We start from the raw sequence: 17,167 nt of genomic DNA, 5'->3' as shown, positions 1-17,167 counted from the left end.
GAGAGCCGTATTCCCCTACACCGACTACTCTTGATCTAATTCGCTGATATACACCGCACTCCGGAAGATTTCAACAAGCAGGGACGCCGAGAAATCGTAGTGAGCCTCTTTGTACCGGAGCTCGCCGTGCGCAGTACGATTCCGCAGCGCTGCCCCAGTAGCGTCGTGGTATCTGAACCGTAGAAAAGTCACATAGTCCTCGTCCAGCAACCCGTCCAACCGATTCATCAATCCACCAAACGTCTTCGGGAGATCCTCACCGCGAATGGACGCAGTAATCGCAGTGCCCGAGGCCTCCAACTGGTGTTTTATTACTCCCTCGAGACGGGGCATCCCGAGATGGATCGCCTCTGCATGTCGGTCCTCGAAGAAAGCGATGATGAAGTCCGTCAGGAAGGCTTTGTCATCGACAGTCGCCCCGTCGATCGATTCAAGCAACGTGAAGAAGTGATGCTCCTTGATCAACCTTTGATTGATGAGTTTATACACAACCCGGGCAGTCAGCCCGACAGATAATCGTGCCTCAGCGGAATACCACTCAGGAACATCAATTTCTGACGTTTCGCTGGAGACTGAGTCTCCCTCATGAGTCGTATGCCGTCGTGGGAAGATATCGGTGAGCGAAGCTGTCGGAAACCAATTCTCCCCTTCTTCCTCCTCTCCGGGCTGCGGCCCAGAGTCGGAGGGTTCGTCATCAATGTGTGGAAGAAAGACAGGGACCTTCACGAGACCCAAGAACGCTTGTTCGGGTGAGAACTCGTTGGCAGCATTCTCGAAATTTTCAACTAGAGTGTTCGCAATAGAAGTGAAGTTCTCGGTAACTTCATCAGGGACCTCACCACCAACAGGCTTCATCTCCTGCTCGATTCCCTTTCGGTTCTCCCTGCGTTTTTCAAGCCGCCATCGATTGAGCGTCTCCTCATCGGCAAACGACTCACACTCTTTCAGTGCTTCCTCTATCGTCGTTGCAGTCACTAAGTGACCTCTCGTCTTCTGGAACTCAATCTCGTCCTCATAGGACTCAATCAGTCCCTCTTGGACATCTTCGATGGATCCGTCCCTCTGCTCCTGGATTTGACGGATACGATGGAGGTAATTCCGCTGCGCATGGTAGTTGTGTTGCTTGTTGGTGTACTCCGCACGAGTCCAAGAGAACTCGACAAGTCGATCAAGCGTTGCTGAATCAATCGATCGAAGGTCCGCTTCCGAGATCGCATCCAAGATGCGTCCCGCACTCCCCTCGTCTGTATCGAACTCTGAATACTGCTCTTCGAGCAACTCGATAGCGTCGTCGACGGCCTGCTGTAACCGGTCTTCGTGGTTCAATGAGTCGGCGAGATCGATGTACGCGGCGAGGGACCAGCTCGCTACGTGAAACCAGCAGTCATCAAGGGCTTGGTCGATTCCCTCTTCGTAGTTCTTCAGGGCGTGCTCTGCTCCGTTCTCGTAGTCTTGCTCGTTCTCCCAACGTTGGTAGCCTCGAAGTGCTTCCAGTAGCGGATGTTCGGCGTCGGTGGATTCGAGAAGAGCAATATTGTAGAGAAGTTCGTTCCGGACTTCCCCATCGATTTGTCGCTTTAATGTATGCAAGGCTGACTGGAAACCGAAATCATCGCTAGCGGATGTATTAGCATTATCGAGGGCCTCTTCAACGGGATCCATTTACTTCACCAATACAACCTCCCTTTCATTATTTTTCGGAAACACGACCTCCTCCGCGCCATAGAGGCGCTTAATCGTGCTGTCTTAATCGAAAAGCAGGGGGCGTTTGTTGTTGTCAGAACCATTGTGGGTCTTTATCACATATTCGTCACTGACTAGTGTTATGGGATTGCTTAGTCGGTTATTCGGTTCGGGCAACGACACCGATTCGGGATCGAAGGACGTCTCTGGGCCGGAACCAGATATCGTGATTGACAGCCCATTAGACAAGGAGTTCATCCAGGGAGAGTTTCGTGGCGAGCGGGTCACCTTCTCGTCAGTGCCATCGCCAAATGGGGAGTGGCGGTGCTTGTACGGACGAACTGGAATGAACTGCGGCACTCCAATCGTCTTAGTCAGAGGGGACGGGGAAGTTCAACACGCATTCGCTGTAACTCGTGCAGAAAACGTTGCCGTCGCAAACACCGGGCACGTCGTTGTTACCGACATCGGCGAAGCTGATAATCAAGATCTCGCTGGGACACTCCATGTTGTGGCTCCTGACGGCCAGCCAAGCATTGAGCACGAGTTCGATGCGAACATCTGGGAGTGTTCAATCACTGAGGACGGTCGGTACGCTTCCACAGCAACCCACAATCCCGACCGTTCGGTGTACATCTTTGATGTCGAGTCTCAAGAACTCATCACGGAGTTCGAGACGTCGAACCTCAACGGTCCTCCACAAGAATTCGGAGAGATCGATGGCGAACTCGTTCTGTACCTCTTCGATGGTGACGAACGGTATCGGGCTATCGACCTCGACGGTAATACAGTCTGGAAGAGCCAGAAACTCGAGAGTCAAGACCGTATCGACGAACTTCTGGACAGCAGCGAGCGAGCTGATATGCAGGAGTCTATCGAACTTCTCGAAGAGGCGTACGAACTCACCGACGACGAGAACAGGAAGAAATCGATCGCAAATAAATTAGCAGACGCTCATTGGAAGCTATCGAAGGAAATCCACAAAGAGGAGGGAGACACCGACGCATGGTGGGCTCACCTCAACCAGGCGAAACAGTACTACTACGAAATCGTACCCTGGTACGACGGCAAGAAAGGGGTCGCCAAAGTGGAGCGCAAACAGGCGAAGTACCATTTGAAAGAAGGAGATGAAGAGACAGCGCTCCAGCTTTTACAGAGTATATCTGAGCTTGAGGAGGAACACGACGTTCAGTTGCTCACCGACGCCGACAAGGAGAAAATCGAGAATCTATCCTAAGATCCATTCTATAGAATCGGGAGATTCACCTTCGTCAGAAGGGTCGATAGAACAGTCCCAGGGCGAGTATCTGTGCCCCGATACCACCAATTAGTAACGCTCCATTCCAGATGCGGGAATTCGACCGAATGAGACCGAACCTGAGTTGTTCAGGAGACAGTGGTTGGAACGGGCGAATTGCGCGATCTCCGCGACCGACCGTTAGTGCATCTGCGATTAGGTGTGAGACGATTCCCAAGAAGACGGTAGTTCCTGCGAGTAGAGCGAGCGGCCAGGCTGGAATCTCGACAGGGAGTCCGATGAGGCCGACATAGAGTCCAGCTGTCGTTACCGCTCCGGCACCCGCTGCGAACCAAAACGTGTGGGTCAGACCTCTGTGTGGGAGCCACCCGTAATCGTGGTCGAGATCGGGAAACCGACAGACGGCCACCGCGAGAATCGTCATCCCAAACCCGACAATCCCGAACAGACCTGTTAGTGGAACCATCAGCAGTAATGCAACGCCTCGGTGTCCGTCCTTGTACATGGGTTATCGACTCAGCCACCAGATCCGGAATGTGTGCTGATAGAATCGAATACGTAGAGGTGTATCTAATCAATTCTGGCGTAAGATAGCCTGAAACCCATATATTCCGCAGAAATATTGCAGTGATCTGTCCCGCTCCAGAGGGAGTTGAATAGTGTCCGTGGCGAAGCTAGGAGTATGGTCATCTGTGACAGCTGCAATAATTCCGTGATGCCCACAGCAAACTACTGCCCGGAGTGTGGGTCAGAACTCAACCCAACGCGGAAAGACTGGTCAGATGGATTTCTCTCCCTCGTCGATCGAGGACATATTCAGGAGGCGATTGACGGGAACGAGACACTGCCCGACGGTTACCATACTCGACTACATGAAACTGTTCGGCATGCACTGGCGGATTTCTGTCTTCTGGACCGATGGGAGGAATTCGACAACCACGAAGCTCTCTATGGAGACATTCAAGATGAAGAGATTACGACTGACGACATTGGTGAGCTGGAAAAGCTGGTTCGATTGACCTGCCCGTTTCAGTTTATGATCAATGCAACTGACGTGCTCGGCTCTGCACGTTTAAGTCGGGAGGCGATGTAGAGGGCAGCGACGGCAGATGCTGCCGATAACGAACTTCCTGTCGTGTACCGATCCGCTGGACGAGTTCAACTCGCTGTCGTATCACCAGACCCATCACGCCAAAACGTACGTGACAGGTCTTGCTGCGGGCCGCAGCAAGACCGTGACTGGAATCGCCCGAGAGGTTCTTCCTGCCCAAGGTGAGCGAGCACTCAACAAGTTCCTCACCGAGTACGACTGGGACGAAGACCAACTCAACCACGAGCGGTTGGAAGAACTGCAAAAACACGGCGAGACGCGGTGGTCACAGGACGGCTACATCGTTATCGACGATTCGGTGTTCCAGCGAACCGGGAAGGAACTTCCCGGTGCTGGAGAGTTCTACGATCACACCGAAGGCGAACCTGTCTGGGGACAAGACCTCGTTTACTCGTTCTACACCGACGACAAAACATCCTATCCGCTCGTGTTTCGCCAGTACGAGAAAGCCGACGACGAAGACCAAGACACCGAAGACGAGACGAAGTACGATCTCTCCCGGGAGATGATCACGGAACTCGAAGAAGAGGTAGGTGTGCCTGCGGACACCTACCTCTTCGATTCGTGGTTTGCCCACGACTCGGAGCTGATCGAACACGTCGAATCATACGGAAAGGACTGGATCGGGCCGCTTCGGAGCAACCGGAAAGTGACCTACGCAAACCAGGAGATGCGCGTCGATGCGCTGGAAGAGCGCATCGACAAGGAGGAACGGGAGATTGACGAGGAAACGTACAAGATCTGGACGAAGACGCTGTCTGTGTCGAAGTTAGGCGAGGTTCGGCTGGTGATCGCCGAGAAGGTCACTGACGAGGACGAAGAGAATCCGGTCAAGTACCTTGCAACGAACAAGATTGACGCGCCTTCTGCTCACATCATTCGGAGCTACTCCTATCGGTGGCGAATAGAGACGTTCTTCGAGGACTCGAAGCAGGATCTCGGCCTTGGAGACTGCGAGGTGCGTGATTCTGACGGTGCCAGTCGCCACTGGCACCTTCAGATGCTTACCTACAGTCTCCTTCGTCTTGGTCCCGAATCGAGCGTCTCGGAGCGACTCGTCTCGAAAGCCTCGTCGCTCCGAGCACAGCTCGAACACGGCCTCAAAGAGACGATCTACAACATGTTCTCGTGGGTGCGCGACCAGCCAGATCGTGACCTCGACGGACTGATGGAAGAAATCGACCACCTCTTTCTCCATTCTGAAGGGAGTTTATGAACGTGCAGAGTCGAGTGACGTGGATAAGCTGGAGAGTGTGTTAGAAGCAAGTGTTCTCTTTGCAAGCGATGACCCCGATCTCACTCTCGACGATATCGAGGTCTCGATCGAGGTGACAGATGACGGTGAGTAGCCACTCCCGTTGGCTGATAAAGAGACCGTAGTTTCCGTTCTTCCCTTGGATATATGAATACTATTATCCAATTACTGTTCTTCTCTGTGGAGTATGGCAAATACAGACCCTGAGATAGAGCGAATGTTGGATGAAGTGCTTGAGGATTTGCTGAGTCAGGATTACGAACAAGGGTGGCTTTCTGAAGCATTGTTTGTCATGGCACTTGACCTGAGAAACGACCCCAATGTGGACCTCCAAAGTGACTACCCACAGCTTGATTCGGCAGTTTCTGAGGTATTAGATAATCAACCGGAATGGGTTTTAGATCTGCTGCAGGAAACTGATCTTCCAAGCGGATTCGCTCGCCGGGCTTCTAATGGAGATGTGGATGTGATTGATGTCACAAATGAAGAATTAGACCATGAGTTTCTCATGTATCCCGGCGATGATTTCTTTGAGGTTTTGGTGAGACAGTACTACCCCATCATCTGTGGGGAGAATAGTGTTCAGGCGGTTACCCAAAAAACCAGAGAGCAAAAGAACGTCGCGAGAACTTTTGCACTCCTCTTAATCTCTCAAGGGCTGACACCAGGCTTTTCTATCCTCCCCTTTGTGGGAGTTTACGCGTTGCACCTGGTCGAAGAGAACATTGACGAAGTTTGCGATCAGTACGATCCCTATTGACTGCTAAACCGCCGCACTGGCCGAAGCCATTTCTACTGTTCAGACTCGCTGGCCGCAACTGTGCGCACTCCGCACCTTCTAAGGCTATTTCTTCTTTCTCAACCCCTGTGAGGTAAGAGCCATGCCGTCTGTTTCTGATCTCGTCGATCCAGCATTTCGACTGTTCACCGTTGCGGAGGTGACAGCCAGATATCTCGCGCTGATTTTCCTCGTCGTCGGCATCCTCGGCTTCTTCACAACGAAGACGAATTCGCGACGATCGATTCGCTACCGAGGGATGATGGTTGGAGCTGCTGCCGCTCTCGTTGCAATCCTCGGTATGAATGCGTTCTACGACCTCGTCGCATTCATCATGGGCGGGACAGGATTCCTCCCATCGGGCTGGCCGTACGGAGCGAGCGGGACTTCGGGACTTCTCCCCATAGCGCAAGCAGCGTCTGGAATGCTCTCCTATCTGGGTCTGGCTTGTTTTTCGCTAGGGGCTGCGCTGTGGGCGGGAGGCTCAAGATACGGTCGAACCTCAACTCGCGGCTACCGCGGAGTCACATGGGGACTCGTGATGATCGGTGTCTCGATGGGTGGAATCCTGTTCTCTGCCATCGCGGGTATCTATGGGCTCTGAGTATCCGAGAAACCCCAAAAACTGAAAGGTAAGTCGCGCTTCGGCCGATGTTGGCCGTCCCCCATTCTGTTGATAGCGGAATAGGAGCTAGACGCGACCTCGTTCGATGGATCCGTACTGCGCGTTGAGTTCTTCGGCAGAGGCGAACTCCACTTGATCGAGAAGTTCGTTCACTGCCTGGTCGTAGGACTGTCGGTCGAGGAGATTCCGATTGCTGTACGCCCGAAGGCGGTCACGGGTTCCCTCTTTCACGGGAATCGAATATCGGCTCATCGCTGACGTCCCCTCTGGCTGTTCAGCCTACCCCTTCTGGTAGTATACGACATGGTGGTCACTATGGTTCGACTACAGATCGGGACCGCAACTACTTGCTCGCTCTATGTGGGTTGGTATCGAGCATAACTGTTTCCCCACAATCCCCTCATAGAGCACATTTATTGCCGAGATTCGCGCATCTGTGCGTCCGACGCAACCTTGCGGCCACCGTAAGATTGCGAAATCCGCATTCCTGAAACAAACATTATACCTTCCAGCTTACGGCTGGTGTGCAATGACGAACCAGCACACCACAGACACCGACCCCGACACGAACAGCCTCCGCCGCTTCCGGCGAGTCCTCAACTTCGAGAGCCTCCTCGTCACCGCGTTCTTCTCGCTGATGCTCTTCGTCAACCCAGTAGCTGCACAATCCAGCGGACCTACGGGTGGGTCCGGTGGCTCTGTCGCCGGCTGGGAGACGATCCTCACCAATCTCTACGACGTCGTCTACACGACGCTCCAGTACGCCGGCCTCACTGTGCTGGTTCTGGGTCTGATCGTCTGGCTCACCGCCCGGACGAACTCCCAGCGGTCCGAGACGGGAATGAAACTGACGCTCGGTGGCGGTGCAATGGTCATCGCGTACTTTGGGCTCGGCGCACTCGTCTCCCTGCTCGAGTTCATCGCAGGGTGAGCCCGACGAGTACCCCGCCCATTGACCCCTTTGGAACTGACTCGTGACCGGATTTCATACCGCCATTGCGAGGCACCTTCCCGTCGGGGTGGACGCTCCACTTGGTTCGTGGACGGTAGTCCTGACTGGTCGCTCGTGGCATCGGTCACCGCTCCTACGACGTGACCTTCTTTCCGAACATGCACACGCTAACCCACAATCCACTGTATAGCCACCTCGGACAGCGACTCCGTGCAAGAGACCGCTCACATCAGTGGTCGCTGAGGACTCTAAAGGGGTGGTCCCCATGACGAACGGGTCGGGACCGTCTCGTAGGTCCGGTTCTGGAGGACGCGAGCCACGACTTCCGAACATTGATGACTCCGAAATCCAGAATGCGGTTTCGACACGGATCCACGGTCGGACGAGTGACGACTCGGGCCCAAGTTCGGAGGACGCAACACCTGCTGACAGAGCCGAAGGGGATCACCCAGATTCCTCTCCGAGTGATGCACCATCCCAGTCGGACCACGATTTGAGGGGAGACGATTCTGATAGACTTTCAGACGACTCTACTGACGACGACGACGATGGATTCCGCCCGTATATCAAAATCACGCCGGCTCGTGAGCAAGTAACGCCGGACCACGTCGTCAAGGGACTCTATGGCCTCTACCGGGCTGGGAGTGGCCGAGAGATGCCGTTCCATCTCGAACGCCGGCTTTCGTTCGTGAGCACGCAGCGGACGTTCGAGTTCCTGATTCACAAGCCAGCAGATACCCGCCGATTCGACTTCTACCTCGGCGTTCGGCCTTACGAGGTCGAGGCTCTCGAACACCTCGCAGCGAACGTCCGGGCGATGTATCCCGAGAGCTTCCACTTCGAAATCGTCCCGTTCGCCACGACCGATATCTTCGTCGACGACGTCGAGCCCGCTGGTGCGACGCTCGCGGACCTGGCCGCGTTCGAAGGTATCGACGAACTCGTTGAACTGGACGGCTTCGAACCAGACCTTCTCGACACAGCTGACGATACTGGCGACGAATCTCGACGTGGCTCGAATGCCGACCCGACGCCGCCGGCGATGGTTCGATGGGAGGGCGTTGAGACGAAGAACAACGACTGGATGACGTTGCTCTCGCAGTTCAGCGAGATCTCGGTCGACATCGAGGATTCGTTCCGGTCCCCCCTGAGCGTCCTCCTCGAACAGGCAACCGAGACGGACGAACCGTTCGTCTTCCAGGTCGTCTTCACGCCTCGTCGAGACTGGACGAAGGAAGCAGAGGTCCAGAAACGGAACCTCAAAATGGGGACGACTGGCGTCTTCAGTTCGTTCAAGCAGGAGGCTGCCGCGATGATTCTCGGCACGTCCGAAGAGGAGCGTCGGCAGCGTCACCGGCCAGATACACCCGAACAGATCGGGGGCACCATCTCTGGCGGGGGTGACGGCCAATCGACGCGACACAGCCGAATGGGGCAGATTGACCTGAAGCAGCCGACCGTGACATTCGACGTGTCCCTCCGAGCAGCCGGCGAAGCGAGCGTTGTGAACGGCGTCACTGGCGCATTCACCGCTCTCAGCGGGCCGTACTACGGCGTCGAGGGGGCAAGCGTCAGTCGGGTGGGCCATGAGTTCGATGCGCTCTGCCGGTCGCGACTGAGCCCGACGAGTATTCGAGAGCGTTTCCAGAGCAAGAACCCGATCATCGTCGCTAGTCCAGACGAGCTCGCGAACTTCGTAACTGTACCCAGCACGGGCGCGCTTCCGAAGGCGAGCCGTGGTGCGTCTGGTGGCGCTCCAGACGCTCGCTCGCCGCTCACCGCGACCGACGAAGAGTTGCTCGCGGAATTCGACTCTGGGATGTGCATCGGCGAGGCTGAAACTGCATCTCCCGACCGCGACAACATCCCCATCAGTCTCACTGCGGAGCAACTCACCCATCACGTCCTCAGGGCGTCGACGACGGGTGGCGGGAAGACGACTGCGATGATCAACGACGGTCTCAGCGCGTACGACGAACTCGACGGGCCGATCTTCATCTTCGACAAGAAGGGCGGCAGTATGGCGACAGAGTACAAACGAGCGCACTTCCTGCAGTTCGGCGACCTCGACGACATCGTCCATCTCCCGGTTCCTGGGCCGAACGGCGAACTTCCCGCGTTCCCGTTCTTCGACATCCGACCTCAAATCGCGGCTGGCATGAGCCGTGAGGCAGCTGTGCAGGAGAAGATCGACCGCTACAACGAACTACTGGAGTACGTCCTCGGTGACGAACAGCACAACCAGGCGTTCGTCGCACAGGAGATCCTCAGCAACCTCATTGGTGCGTTGTTCGACCCGGTGTACGGCCAAGACGCGTACGCCATCAGCGATCTCCTCGATGCGGCCACGAAGATGCAGACCGAGCAGACGATTCCAGAGGTCAGCGATCCGGAGCTTCACGCGACGCTCACGCGCCACTTCAGTGCCGAGGAACGACGGTTCGCCACGTCGATCGACGCCGTTCTCAACCGCATCACGAAGCTGAAAGAGCGGGACTTCATCTGGCGGATGCTAAACTTCGTTCCCGAATGGGACGGCGAAGCACAGCGGTATGCTGACGAGCAGATGTTGCTCGATCTCGATGGGCTCCTCGACTCGAAGTCGGTCGTGCTGATCGATACCGGCGAGTTCCGACCCGCGTCGAGTAACGTCTTCACGGTGCTGATGCTGGATTACCTCTGGTCGTGGGTGCGACTCCGAAAGCGATGGAACCGGACTGTCCTTGACCCTGCCGACGGTTACTGTGTGAACCTGATCATCGACGAGGCCGCACCGATTATGCAGTCCAGTCTCGTCCGTGACGAGATGATTCCTGACGCTCGTGAGTTCGCTCTCGCGTTCGAACTGATCGTTCACTTCCCGGAGCAGGTCAAACGTGACGCACTAGATACGCGGGCCTACAAGGAGATCCTCCGCAACATCAACACCAAGCTCATCGGCAAGCTCGCAATCGACGATGAGCTGGCGACGACGCTGTTTCACGAAGAACTCGACGCCGTCGCCCTCTCGAATCGGATCGCGTCACTCCCTCGCGGTGAGTGGCTCGCACAGCTACCCGACACCGGCTTTATGACTGACACGCCGGAACTGGTGACACTCAAGCCGCTACCGGTCCCGGACGGACACAGCGACGGAGAGGAGTCGGTCGACGCGGGCACGTATAGCCCGACGGCAGAGATGACTTTCCAGGAGGCAGACGAACTCCAGTGTTCACGTACTCGATTCACGTATTGTCTCGTCCCAGGCGTCAACAGTCCGCCGGATGCCGCCCAGCGTGCAGCCCGCTATGGAACCGGGCCGATGAACAGCGCGACGACTGAACGACCTCCGAGGCCTCCGGACGGAGACCAGAATCCCGACAGGCCGGCCTCCGAAGAAATAGACGAGCCTCGGAACTCGGATGAACACGACTCTCAGGTGGAGCTCCATCCCGACTCTGCTATTGGTGGGGCTTCCAACGAGTTCGGAACCGTTCTCGGAACCGGCTCGCCATCACAGGCTCACTTGGATGATCCGAAGGAGAGAGAAACCTCGGGAACGGAGAATCCTCCCGCTGATACCACAAACCACGTCTCTGATATTCCAGCGACACCTGAGACTGCTAAGAACCCCGACAAGGAGAGTGGTCTGACAGACACAGAACGGCAGTTCCTTCGAGACGTGATCGCAGGGATCAACGGCGAACTGGATGGGTACGATCTGACGCAGTCGATGACGGCCATACGGGATGCGATAGAGGGGGAGGTCGATGAAGAGCAGTTGGTGGAAGACGGATTCCTTGAAATCCAGCGTGTGTACGGTCGGAAGTACTACTACGTGCCTCCAGCGGGGCAGACCGCAGTCAGCAGGAAGATCTACGCGGGCCGCAACAACGGTGACCTCTTCGAGAAAACGGCTCACAAGGTCTACGTTGAGTACATCGCTCGCCACCTGCGAAATCGGGGACTTCTCGTCGAAACTTACTACGAGCCGATGGCCGGCGGGATGGTCTTCGACGTCGCCGCATTCCTTCCACGTGACGACGGAAGCCGAACGCTTGCGGTGATCGCTGAGGTGGTGACGAATATCCGTCCGGAATTGATGGTTAAACACTACGACGACCTCGCGTCGTTCGAGGGGGTCAGGAAGATGTGGGTAGTCCCGCATACGGACGTCGCCCACGAAATCATCAGAGCACTGGCCGATGCTGGACGTCTTGAGAACGTACCCCACAAAACTACCAAGAACTATGCACGTCTCTCCGAGGAGGCGTTCGACAATCCCCGCGAATGGCGATTCGTCGGCGGTCGCAATATCATCGAATCAGTCGACCAAGCTGAGGAGGACTCAGAGGGCCATGATCTGCGTCACTAGTTGGGCGCACCGGGCGCTCTATAGAGTCTCTAAAGCGACCTCCTGCTTTCCTGCGTCTATCGACGAAACACCTAGAATAGGTCTTGGAAGGGGAGGGAACGCAGGTCCGCACGAGCAGCGCGCAGTCATACGGTTTTGGGCGCACGGGTTCGTTTCGGAGGGGGCACGGAGCGCACGGCGCTGCACTGAGGTTTATCGCGATACCGAATCGGCCGTGAATACGACAGAAGCAGTTCCCCGTTCTATCCATGTCCAGCAGTGAAATCGACGAGCGTCTGATTCCAGACAGATTGGCCGAGTGTGAGCAATGGATCTGTTGGCAGGAGGTCGAACGTGATGGGAAGCCGACAAAGGTTCCGATCAAGCCCTACCACACCAGCGGGACATCGAACGCCAGTGCGACAGACCCCGCAACGTGGCGTGATCTCCAGAATGCCCTCGAGTTCCATCAGAGCGACCGTGTCGATACCGATGGGATTGGATTCGTCTTCGCCCCCGAGACATCTATCGTCGGCGTTGACCTGGATGACTGCCGTGATCCTGCTACTGGCGACCTCACTGACTGGGCCCGTGACATCGTCGAGCGCCTCGATTCATACACCGAGGTCTCTCCATCTGGACGCGGTGTTCACGTCCTCCTCGAAGGAGAACTTCCGCCGGGTCGGAATCGGCGTGGTGACGTCGAGATGTACGACGAGGCTCGGTTCTTCACCGTCACGACCAACCATGTCGACGGGACGCCTGAGACGATTGCGCGCCGGCAAGACGCACTGCTCGGTGTTCACTACGAATACGTTCAGACATCACCCGATTCGGATACTGAGGCAGTTGACCTCGACCAGGCAGTCGACGCGGCAGCGGAGACTGGAAACGAGGCACAGGATGACGAATCTACTGGCGATGGACCCAATGGAGAGCAGGGTGACGGGAAACCACAAGCTCTCGGTTCGAAGTCGAGTCTGTATGCTCGATACGGACTCGATTTCCCGGACATAGAAGATCCGGCGCTCGAGGTCGCACTGCACAGTTGCAGCGTAGATGTCCTTCCCGATGATCCCCCCACTACACTCGACGAAATCGCCGGTCCCGGGGTCGACCTCAACGATGACGCACTCCTAGAGCAGGCGATGGCCTCGAAAAGTGGCGACACCATCGCGGCTCTCTACGATGGAGACAAGGAACTCTGGGCGTCACCCGAGAGCCGATATCCCTCGCAGTCGGAGGCAGACATGGGGCTGTGTTTCTACCTGGGGTTTTGGACCGGCGGCGATCCCGAACGGATGGATCGCTTGTTCCGGGATTCCGGCCTCTACCGGGGAAAGTGGGATCGGGTCCACTTCGCGAACGGCGCGACGTATGGAGACGTGTGTATCGCTCGGACTCTCCTGACTATCGACGACTACTACACACCGCCAACGGGCCGAGAGCGTTCAACACCTGATGACCGAGACGAAAACCTAGGTGAGACGGCACTCTCGGAGGAGCCAGGTCATAACACTGGTTCTGATCCTGTGGATACTGACGCCGTTGACGACGCTCGTCGTTTAGCCGCAAAGGTACAACGTCAGCAGCGTGACCTTGACGAGAAGCGTGAGCGGATTGCAGAATTAGAGAGTCGGCTTCGTCAGTATCGGACAGTTCTCGGGATTGACCCTGCCAGCGAGAGGACTCTCCTCAGAGAACTGAGGGACACAGACACTGTCACCAGCAGCGGGAGTCGAAGCCACCCTAGCCGCCAGTCCTGGACTAGACGACACGGCGACAGTGACTCCCAAGACGGTGCCGAACTACAGTCGAATGGACAGGGCCAGCCCGATCGCGAGGACACGGCTACTGATGATGTACTCCCCTCTCATGAAGAACTCAGTGGGACATCAGATGAGGAGAAGCCATCCTCGAGTGGATTACTCGATCGCCTTCGGCGGCGACTGTCTTGAGATGTCGTAGTCACTGCACTGCTGAATCTGTTAAACGGTCGCCATCAGGGGCGAAAACAACCCTGGTGCGAGGTAATTAAGTCCTGAATGTACTTTTGGACAAGAAAATTTCTGTCTCTGGTTTCTAAGGGAATCACTCCGGATTATATGACTTCGTACTCGTTTTCGGAGATTGTTTGTATCTCATCGAAGTTGATTTGAATAGATCTGTCCACGTCCAATACGTTCTCTCCTTTAATCTCGACTAAACGTGGTCTGCTCAATGTATTGCGTACGATGTATAGATAGTAATTATCACGATCCGATTTCAGACGGGAGAATTGCTTAGTTGTTAGTCGAACTGATGGGGAGCTTGAATCACTGCCTTTCACTTCGATAACTCGCCCCTCTGACTCCAGATCGTAGCCTTCTACTTCCTCATGACGAGGTAGTGCTTTTGCCTCTCGACCTTGGGTTTCTTCAAACCTTAATGCTGTTTCGACTGCTATTTGTTCTACAAAGGTAGTCTTGTCAAGATTTGAGTCCACTCCGAGATCTTCGAAGAAGCGTCGCCATTGGCTAACTTGGTCAGATGAACGAAGATACTCTGAGGAGAGGAAATCTGGGTTTCCAGGGACCAATCCGCTTTCGTGGAGTTGTTCAATTCGGTGCTCTGGATTGTATTCGTGTGAGAAGATAGCGGATGAAGGTGAAAGCCATTCCCCATTTTTTGTAAGGACTTCTATGGCGTCCAGATCTGTAGCATCAATCTCCTGTTGAAGATATAGTTCGAAGCACTCCCGCGTTTTGTCAATCTTCGATTGCTCATCCAGCTTGGGCCATTGGCGCCCTAAATTGAGCGAGTTTGAAGCTTGCAGTTTGTGTTCTATATCTTCCTGTGTTATCTCATCCACTCCTAAGGTCGTTAGAGTGTTCAGAATGCCTGATGTGCGGAGGTCAGGATGAAGTATAGATATACTTCCCCGAAGTTGTTCTGGGATTGTAACGCCATTTGCAGGACATGAGACCTCTTTTGGCTGCTTTAATTCACACTCTTCGGTGAGAACAACAGGCTCTCGTCTGATTCTTGTTCCAGCAAGGGTACTGTCTGCCCACTCTCCAAATAGCTGGTAGAGACTCTTGAAAAAGGAGATATTTTCATTTGACGATTTCAACTCTAAGAGAGCCTCCATGCTGTTTGAGAGCCCTTTAGATGAGGAGAATGAAGGACCGTCACTCATCTCATTTTTCAACTGGAATACAGTCTCGCAGTCTGAATGGATGTTTGCTTTGTCTGGGAAGAGCTCAGAAAAGTCGGAGGCTGAAATCAGGTCGTCTAATGAGTCCTGTATCGTCACGCAGTCTGACGGCTTAACAAAATCACCATCCGTAGTAAGGATAACTGGAGAATTTTTCAGGTATTCTTGAAGGGGCTGCTGTATCTCCTCGTTAAACAAACTATGACCGCCTTCCTTGGGATAGAGAACTTTGGTGAAATTCTGCTTCCACTTCTCATCATGCTTGAACGTAGGGACAACATGGTCTTGGATTAGCTGAGAAACTTCTCGTGCTAGCCAGCGGTTCCATGGAGCGTCTCGATGTATTGTTTCGCGTCCAGGTGCTGTAAGGAAGTCGGCTTGTACTAAGAAATTCAAACCACTGGGAACTTCTTTCAACGGCAAGAAACTAAACACTCCCATATGGGCGGTACCCTCGTGTTTCTGCAACAAGCCATTATCATCCAGTTTGAATGCGACTCGGACTTCTCTAGTGTCTAGATTATCACGTTCCCACCGCTGTGTCATAGGGTCGTCTTTGACCTGCTCAGGGACTGAAACAATATTGTCAAAGACAAGCCATTTGTTGGTCTTCTTTTCCCCGTCTTGTTCTACAGTTATTCGAATTATCTCATATTCTGAATTCGATTCGAGGAGTTCCTTTTCGATTGTTTTTGAGACGTTATTGATTCGATCGTGTATATTGACCGTCTCTAAGTTCTTTAGGAAGAGAACAGTGGTATCTGATATGTGCTCTGCACTCAGTTCTTGAACAAGCTTGTCGAAGGTCTCGCTTGTAATCGCATCGGAGATGGGGATGTCGAAAGCGGTGGAATACTGTTTGGGAATTTGCGGAATACTGTTGTTCATCCACAATGGTGTAATCTGCCACGGAATTTGGCTCGGATCGTCCCAGTGCTCCTTGTCGAATTTAAACTGATAGCCACCCGAATTGACACGGGGATTATCCGATATTAAAAAGACTGACTTGAATCCCACTCCAAGATACCCGATATACTCTTCACCTTTCTCAGAATGAGCTTTGGAAGAGTGTCCGACATTACAGAGGCTCTCGATATCGTCATAATCGAACGGACGACCGTCATTATATATCTGGATGCGGTCCTCTGTCAATTCTAAGGAAAATGAAGAACTTTGGCAGTCATCGGCGTTCTGCAGGAACTCCATCAAAAAGTGCCATTGCTCTGGAAATGCTTTCTCCAGCCGATTGATCGCACCTGCAAGCGCTTTCAACAGACTTGGATCCGTATTTTCCTGCCGAGTACGAAGCTGCTTAATATGCTCTTTCGGATCAGTCATTATTCGATAAAGATATCGCGTAGCTCAGGTACACCACTGACATCTTGACTAGGAGCACTTGAAATGTCAATCTCCACTTGTTCCGACTTCTGTAACGCATCTGGGTCTGAGGAATGCAATAATGACGTATGCTTAGCTTCGTAAGATATGAGTCCTAACTCTCCGTGGAAATCATCAATGTATACAACATATCTATATTTCCGATTTGGCTGTAGCTTATCAAGATCTACGTACCATCCTCCGGGTATCAGTTGTTCTAGATGGTAGTACTCTTCACTATCCTTTATCGAATATGCAAACCCATTGGCATCAACGATTTCAAACTCATCACGATCCCAGTAACAAGTGGAATTGCTGATGTTCTCAATCACAAGGCTGAGTAGCAAGCCATCATAATGAAGAGTCTCTCCATAGTCAGAGACGGTCTCGTCTATGTGTTCTGCTCCTACTAGTTCAATAGAAAGGTATTCTCCCTGACCGACGAAGGCTTCGGACATATGGACTCGGTTGGATGCCTTGTCTTACAAATTTTTCTTTTAGATTGACGCTATGGTGGACACTCCCCATGTAGCCGATTCTTGAGTCTTGGCAAAAATGAGATCCCGGACAGTACCTACATATTGGATACATCCCACCCT

General features: G+C 54.0%; 13 protein-coding genes and 1 pseudogene. 9 read left to right on the top strand and 5 right to left on the bottom strand.

Going from position 1 to position 17,167, the window contains the following annotated elements; genetic code table 11:
- Positions 1-24: 24 nt before the first annotated feature.
- Complete coding sequence (locus PSC72_RS24070; RefSeq protein WP_274326351.1) at positions 25-1,662, bottom strand: hypothetical protein; 1,638 nt, start codon at positions 1,660-1,662, stop codon at positions 25-27.
- A gap of 367 nt (positions 1,663-2,029) precedes the next feature.
- Between PSC72_RS24070 and PSC72_RS24065 the strand changes: the two genes are divergently transcribed.
- Positions 2,030-2,920, top strand: coding sequence for a hypothetical protein (locus PSC72_RS24065; protein WP_274326350.1), 891 nt, complete (start codon positions 2,030-2,032; stop codon positions 2,918-2,920).
- Between the two features lie 34 nt (positions 2,921-2,954).
- Here PSC72_RS24065 and PSC72_RS25685 read toward each other — a convergent pair whose 3' ends face one another.
- Positions 2,955-3,446, bottom strand: coding sequence for a metal-dependent hydrolase (locus tag PSC72_RS25685; protein ID WP_382261881.1), 492 nt, complete (start codon positions 3,444-3,446; stop codon positions 2,955-2,957).
- 210 nt (positions 3,447-3,656) lie between these two features.
- On the opposite strand from PSC72_RS25685, the gene PSC72_RS24060 reads away from it, so the two are divergent.
- The 4 genes from PSC72_RS24060 to PSC72_RS24045 all read left to right on the top strand — a co-directional run bounded on the left by PSC72_RS24060 (position 3,657) and on the right by PSC72_RS24045 (position 6,689).
- Positions 3,657-4,034, top strand: coding sequence for a hypothetical protein (locus PSC72_RS24060; protein ID WP_274326349.1), 378 nt, complete (start codon positions 3,657-3,659; stop codon positions 4,032-4,034).
- Positions 4,035-4,050: 16 nt separating this feature from the next.
- Positions 4,051-5,268, top strand: a complete 1,218-nt coding sequence (locus tag PSC72_RS24055; protein ID WP_274326348.1) for an IS701 family transposase — start codon at positions 4,051-4,053, stop codon at positions 5,266-5,268.
- A gap of 226 nt (positions 5,269-5,494) precedes the next feature.
- Entirely contained in the window at positions 5,495-6,067 is a 573-nt protein-coding gene (locus PSC72_RS24050) for a hypothetical protein (protein WP_274326347.1), read from the top strand.
- A 121-nt stretch (positions 6,068-6,188) separates the two neighbouring features.
- On the top strand, positions 6,189-6,689 hold the full coding sequence (locus PSC72_RS24045; protein ID WP_274326346.1) for a hypothetical protein: 501 nt from the start codon (positions 6,189-6,191) through the stop codon (positions 6,687-6,689).
- Positions 6,690-6,776: 87 nt separating this feature from the next.
- Here the strand turns inward: PSC72_RS24045 and PSC72_RS24040 are convergent, their stop codons facing one another.
- Positions 6,777-6,962, bottom strand: a complete 186-nt coding sequence (locus tag PSC72_RS24040; protein ID WP_007538796.1) for a hypothetical protein — start codon at positions 6,960-6,962, stop codon at positions 6,777-6,779.
- 277 nt (positions 6,963-7,239) lie between these two features.
- Here PSC72_RS24040 and PSC72_RS24035 point away from each other — a divergent pair, with 277 nt between their 5' ends.
- The 4 genes and pseudogenes from PSC72_RS24035 to PSC72_RS25750 all read left to right on the top strand — a co-directional run bounded on the left by PSC72_RS24035 (position 7,240) and on the right by PSC72_RS25750 (position 13,953).
- Entirely contained in the window at positions 7,240-7,641 is a 402-nt protein-coding gene (locus PSC72_RS24035) for a hypothetical protein (protein WP_274326345.1), read from the top strand.
- A gap of 514 nt (positions 7,642-8,155) precedes the next feature.
- On the top strand, positions 8,156-12,016 hold the full coding sequence (locus PSC72_RS24030) for a hypothetical protein (protein ID WP_274326344.1): 3,861 nt from the start codon (positions 8,156-8,158) through the stop codon (positions 12,014-12,016).
- A 248-nt stretch (positions 12,017-12,264) separates the two neighbouring features.
- Positions 12,265-12,816, top strand: a pseudogene (locus PSC72_RS25755) (hypothetical protein); the annotation flags it as partial.
- Positions 12,817-13,143: 327 nt separating this feature from the next.
- Positions 13,144-13,953 carry a phage NrS-1 polymerase family protein gene (locus PSC72_RS25750; RefSeq protein WP_456071274.1) on the top strand — a complete coding sequence of 270 codons (810 nt, stop codon included), beginning with the start codon at positions 13,144-13,146 and terminating at the stop codon, positions 13,951-13,953.
- A 143-nt stretch (positions 13,954-14,096) separates the two neighbouring features.
- Here PSC72_RS25750 and PSC72_RS24020 read toward each other — a convergent pair whose 3' ends face one another.
- Both PSC72_RS24020 and PSC72_RS24015 read right to left on the bottom strand, forming a co-directional pair.
- Positions 14,097-16,529 carry a sacsin N-terminal ATP-binding-like domain-containing protein gene (locus tag PSC72_RS24020; protein ID WP_274326343.1) on the bottom strand — a complete coding sequence of 811 codons (2,433 nt, stop codon included), beginning with the start codon at positions 16,527-16,529 and terminating at the stop codon, positions 14,097-14,099.
- On the bottom strand, positions 16,529-17,026 hold the full coding sequence (locus PSC72_RS24015) for a hypothetical protein (RefSeq protein WP_274326342.1): 498 nt from the start codon (positions 17,024-17,026) through the stop codon (positions 16,529-16,531). The genes PSC72_RS24020 and PSC72_RS24015 overlap by 1 nt, the downstream gene beginning before the upstream one ends.
- Positions 17,027-17,167: the final 141 nt, after the last annotated feature.

This window comes from Halosimplex aquaticum (genome assembly GCF_028747785.1).
In the GTDB taxonomy this organism is placed as follows: domain Archaea; phylum Halobacteriota; class Halobacteria; order Halobacteriales; family Haloarculaceae; genus Halosimplex; species Halosimplex aquaticum.
The sequence above is the reverse complement of the archived record's forward strand: the minus strand, read 5'-3'. Positions and strand labels throughout refer to the sequence as shown.

What these genes read in the sequence shown, in the direction of transcription:
- PSC72_RS24070 (WP_274326351.1), bottom strand. Translation starts at nt 1,662, where the DNA reads ATGGATCCCGTTGAAGAGGCCCTCGATAATGCTAATACATCCGCTAGC.
- PSC72_RS24065 (WP_274326350.1), top strand. Translation starts at nt 2,030, where the DNA reads ATGAACTGCGGCACTCCAATCGTCTTAGTCAGAGGGGACGGGGAAGTT.
- PSC72_RS25685 (WP_382261881.1), bottom strand. Translation starts at nt 3,446, where the DNA reads ATGTACAAGGACGGACACCGAGGCGTTGCATTACTGCTGATGGTTCCA.
- PSC72_RS24060 (WP_274326349.1), top strand. Translation starts at nt 3,657, where the DNA reads ATGCCCACAGCAAACTACTGCCCGGAGTGTGGGTCAGAACTCAACCCA.
- PSC72_RS24055 (WP_274326348.1), top strand. Translation starts at nt 4,051, where the DNA reads ATGCTGCCGATAACGAACTTCCTGTCGTGTACCGATCCGCTGGACGAG.
- PSC72_RS24050 (WP_274326347.1), top strand. Translation starts at nt 5,495, where the DNA reads ATGGCAAATACAGACCCTGAGATAGAGCGAATGTTGGATGAAGTGCTT.
- PSC72_RS24045 (WP_274326346.1), top strand. Translation starts at nt 6,189, where the DNA reads ATGCCGTCTGTTTCTGATCTCGTCGATCCAGCATTTCGACTGTTCACC.
- PSC72_RS24040 (WP_007538796.1), bottom strand. Translation starts at nt 6,962, where the DNA reads ATGAGCCGATATTCGATTCCCGTGAAAGAGGGAACCCGTGACCGCCTT.
- PSC72_RS24035 (WP_274326345.1), top strand. Translation starts at nt 7,240, where the DNA reads ATGACGAACCAGCACACCACAGACACCGACCCCGACACGAACAGCCTC.
- PSC72_RS25750 (WP_456071274.1), top strand. Translation starts at nt 13,144, where the DNA reads ATGGCCTCGAAAAGTGGCGACACCATCGCGGCTCTCTACGATGGAGAC.
- PSC72_RS24020 (WP_274326343.1), bottom strand. Translation starts at nt 16,529, where the DNA reads ATGACTGATCCGAAAGAGCATATTAAGCAGCTTCGTACTCGGCAGGAA.
- PSC72_RS24015 (WP_274326342.1), bottom strand. Translation starts at nt 17,026, where the DNA reads ATGTCCGAAGCCTTCGTCGGTCAGGGAGAATACCTTTCTATTGAACTA.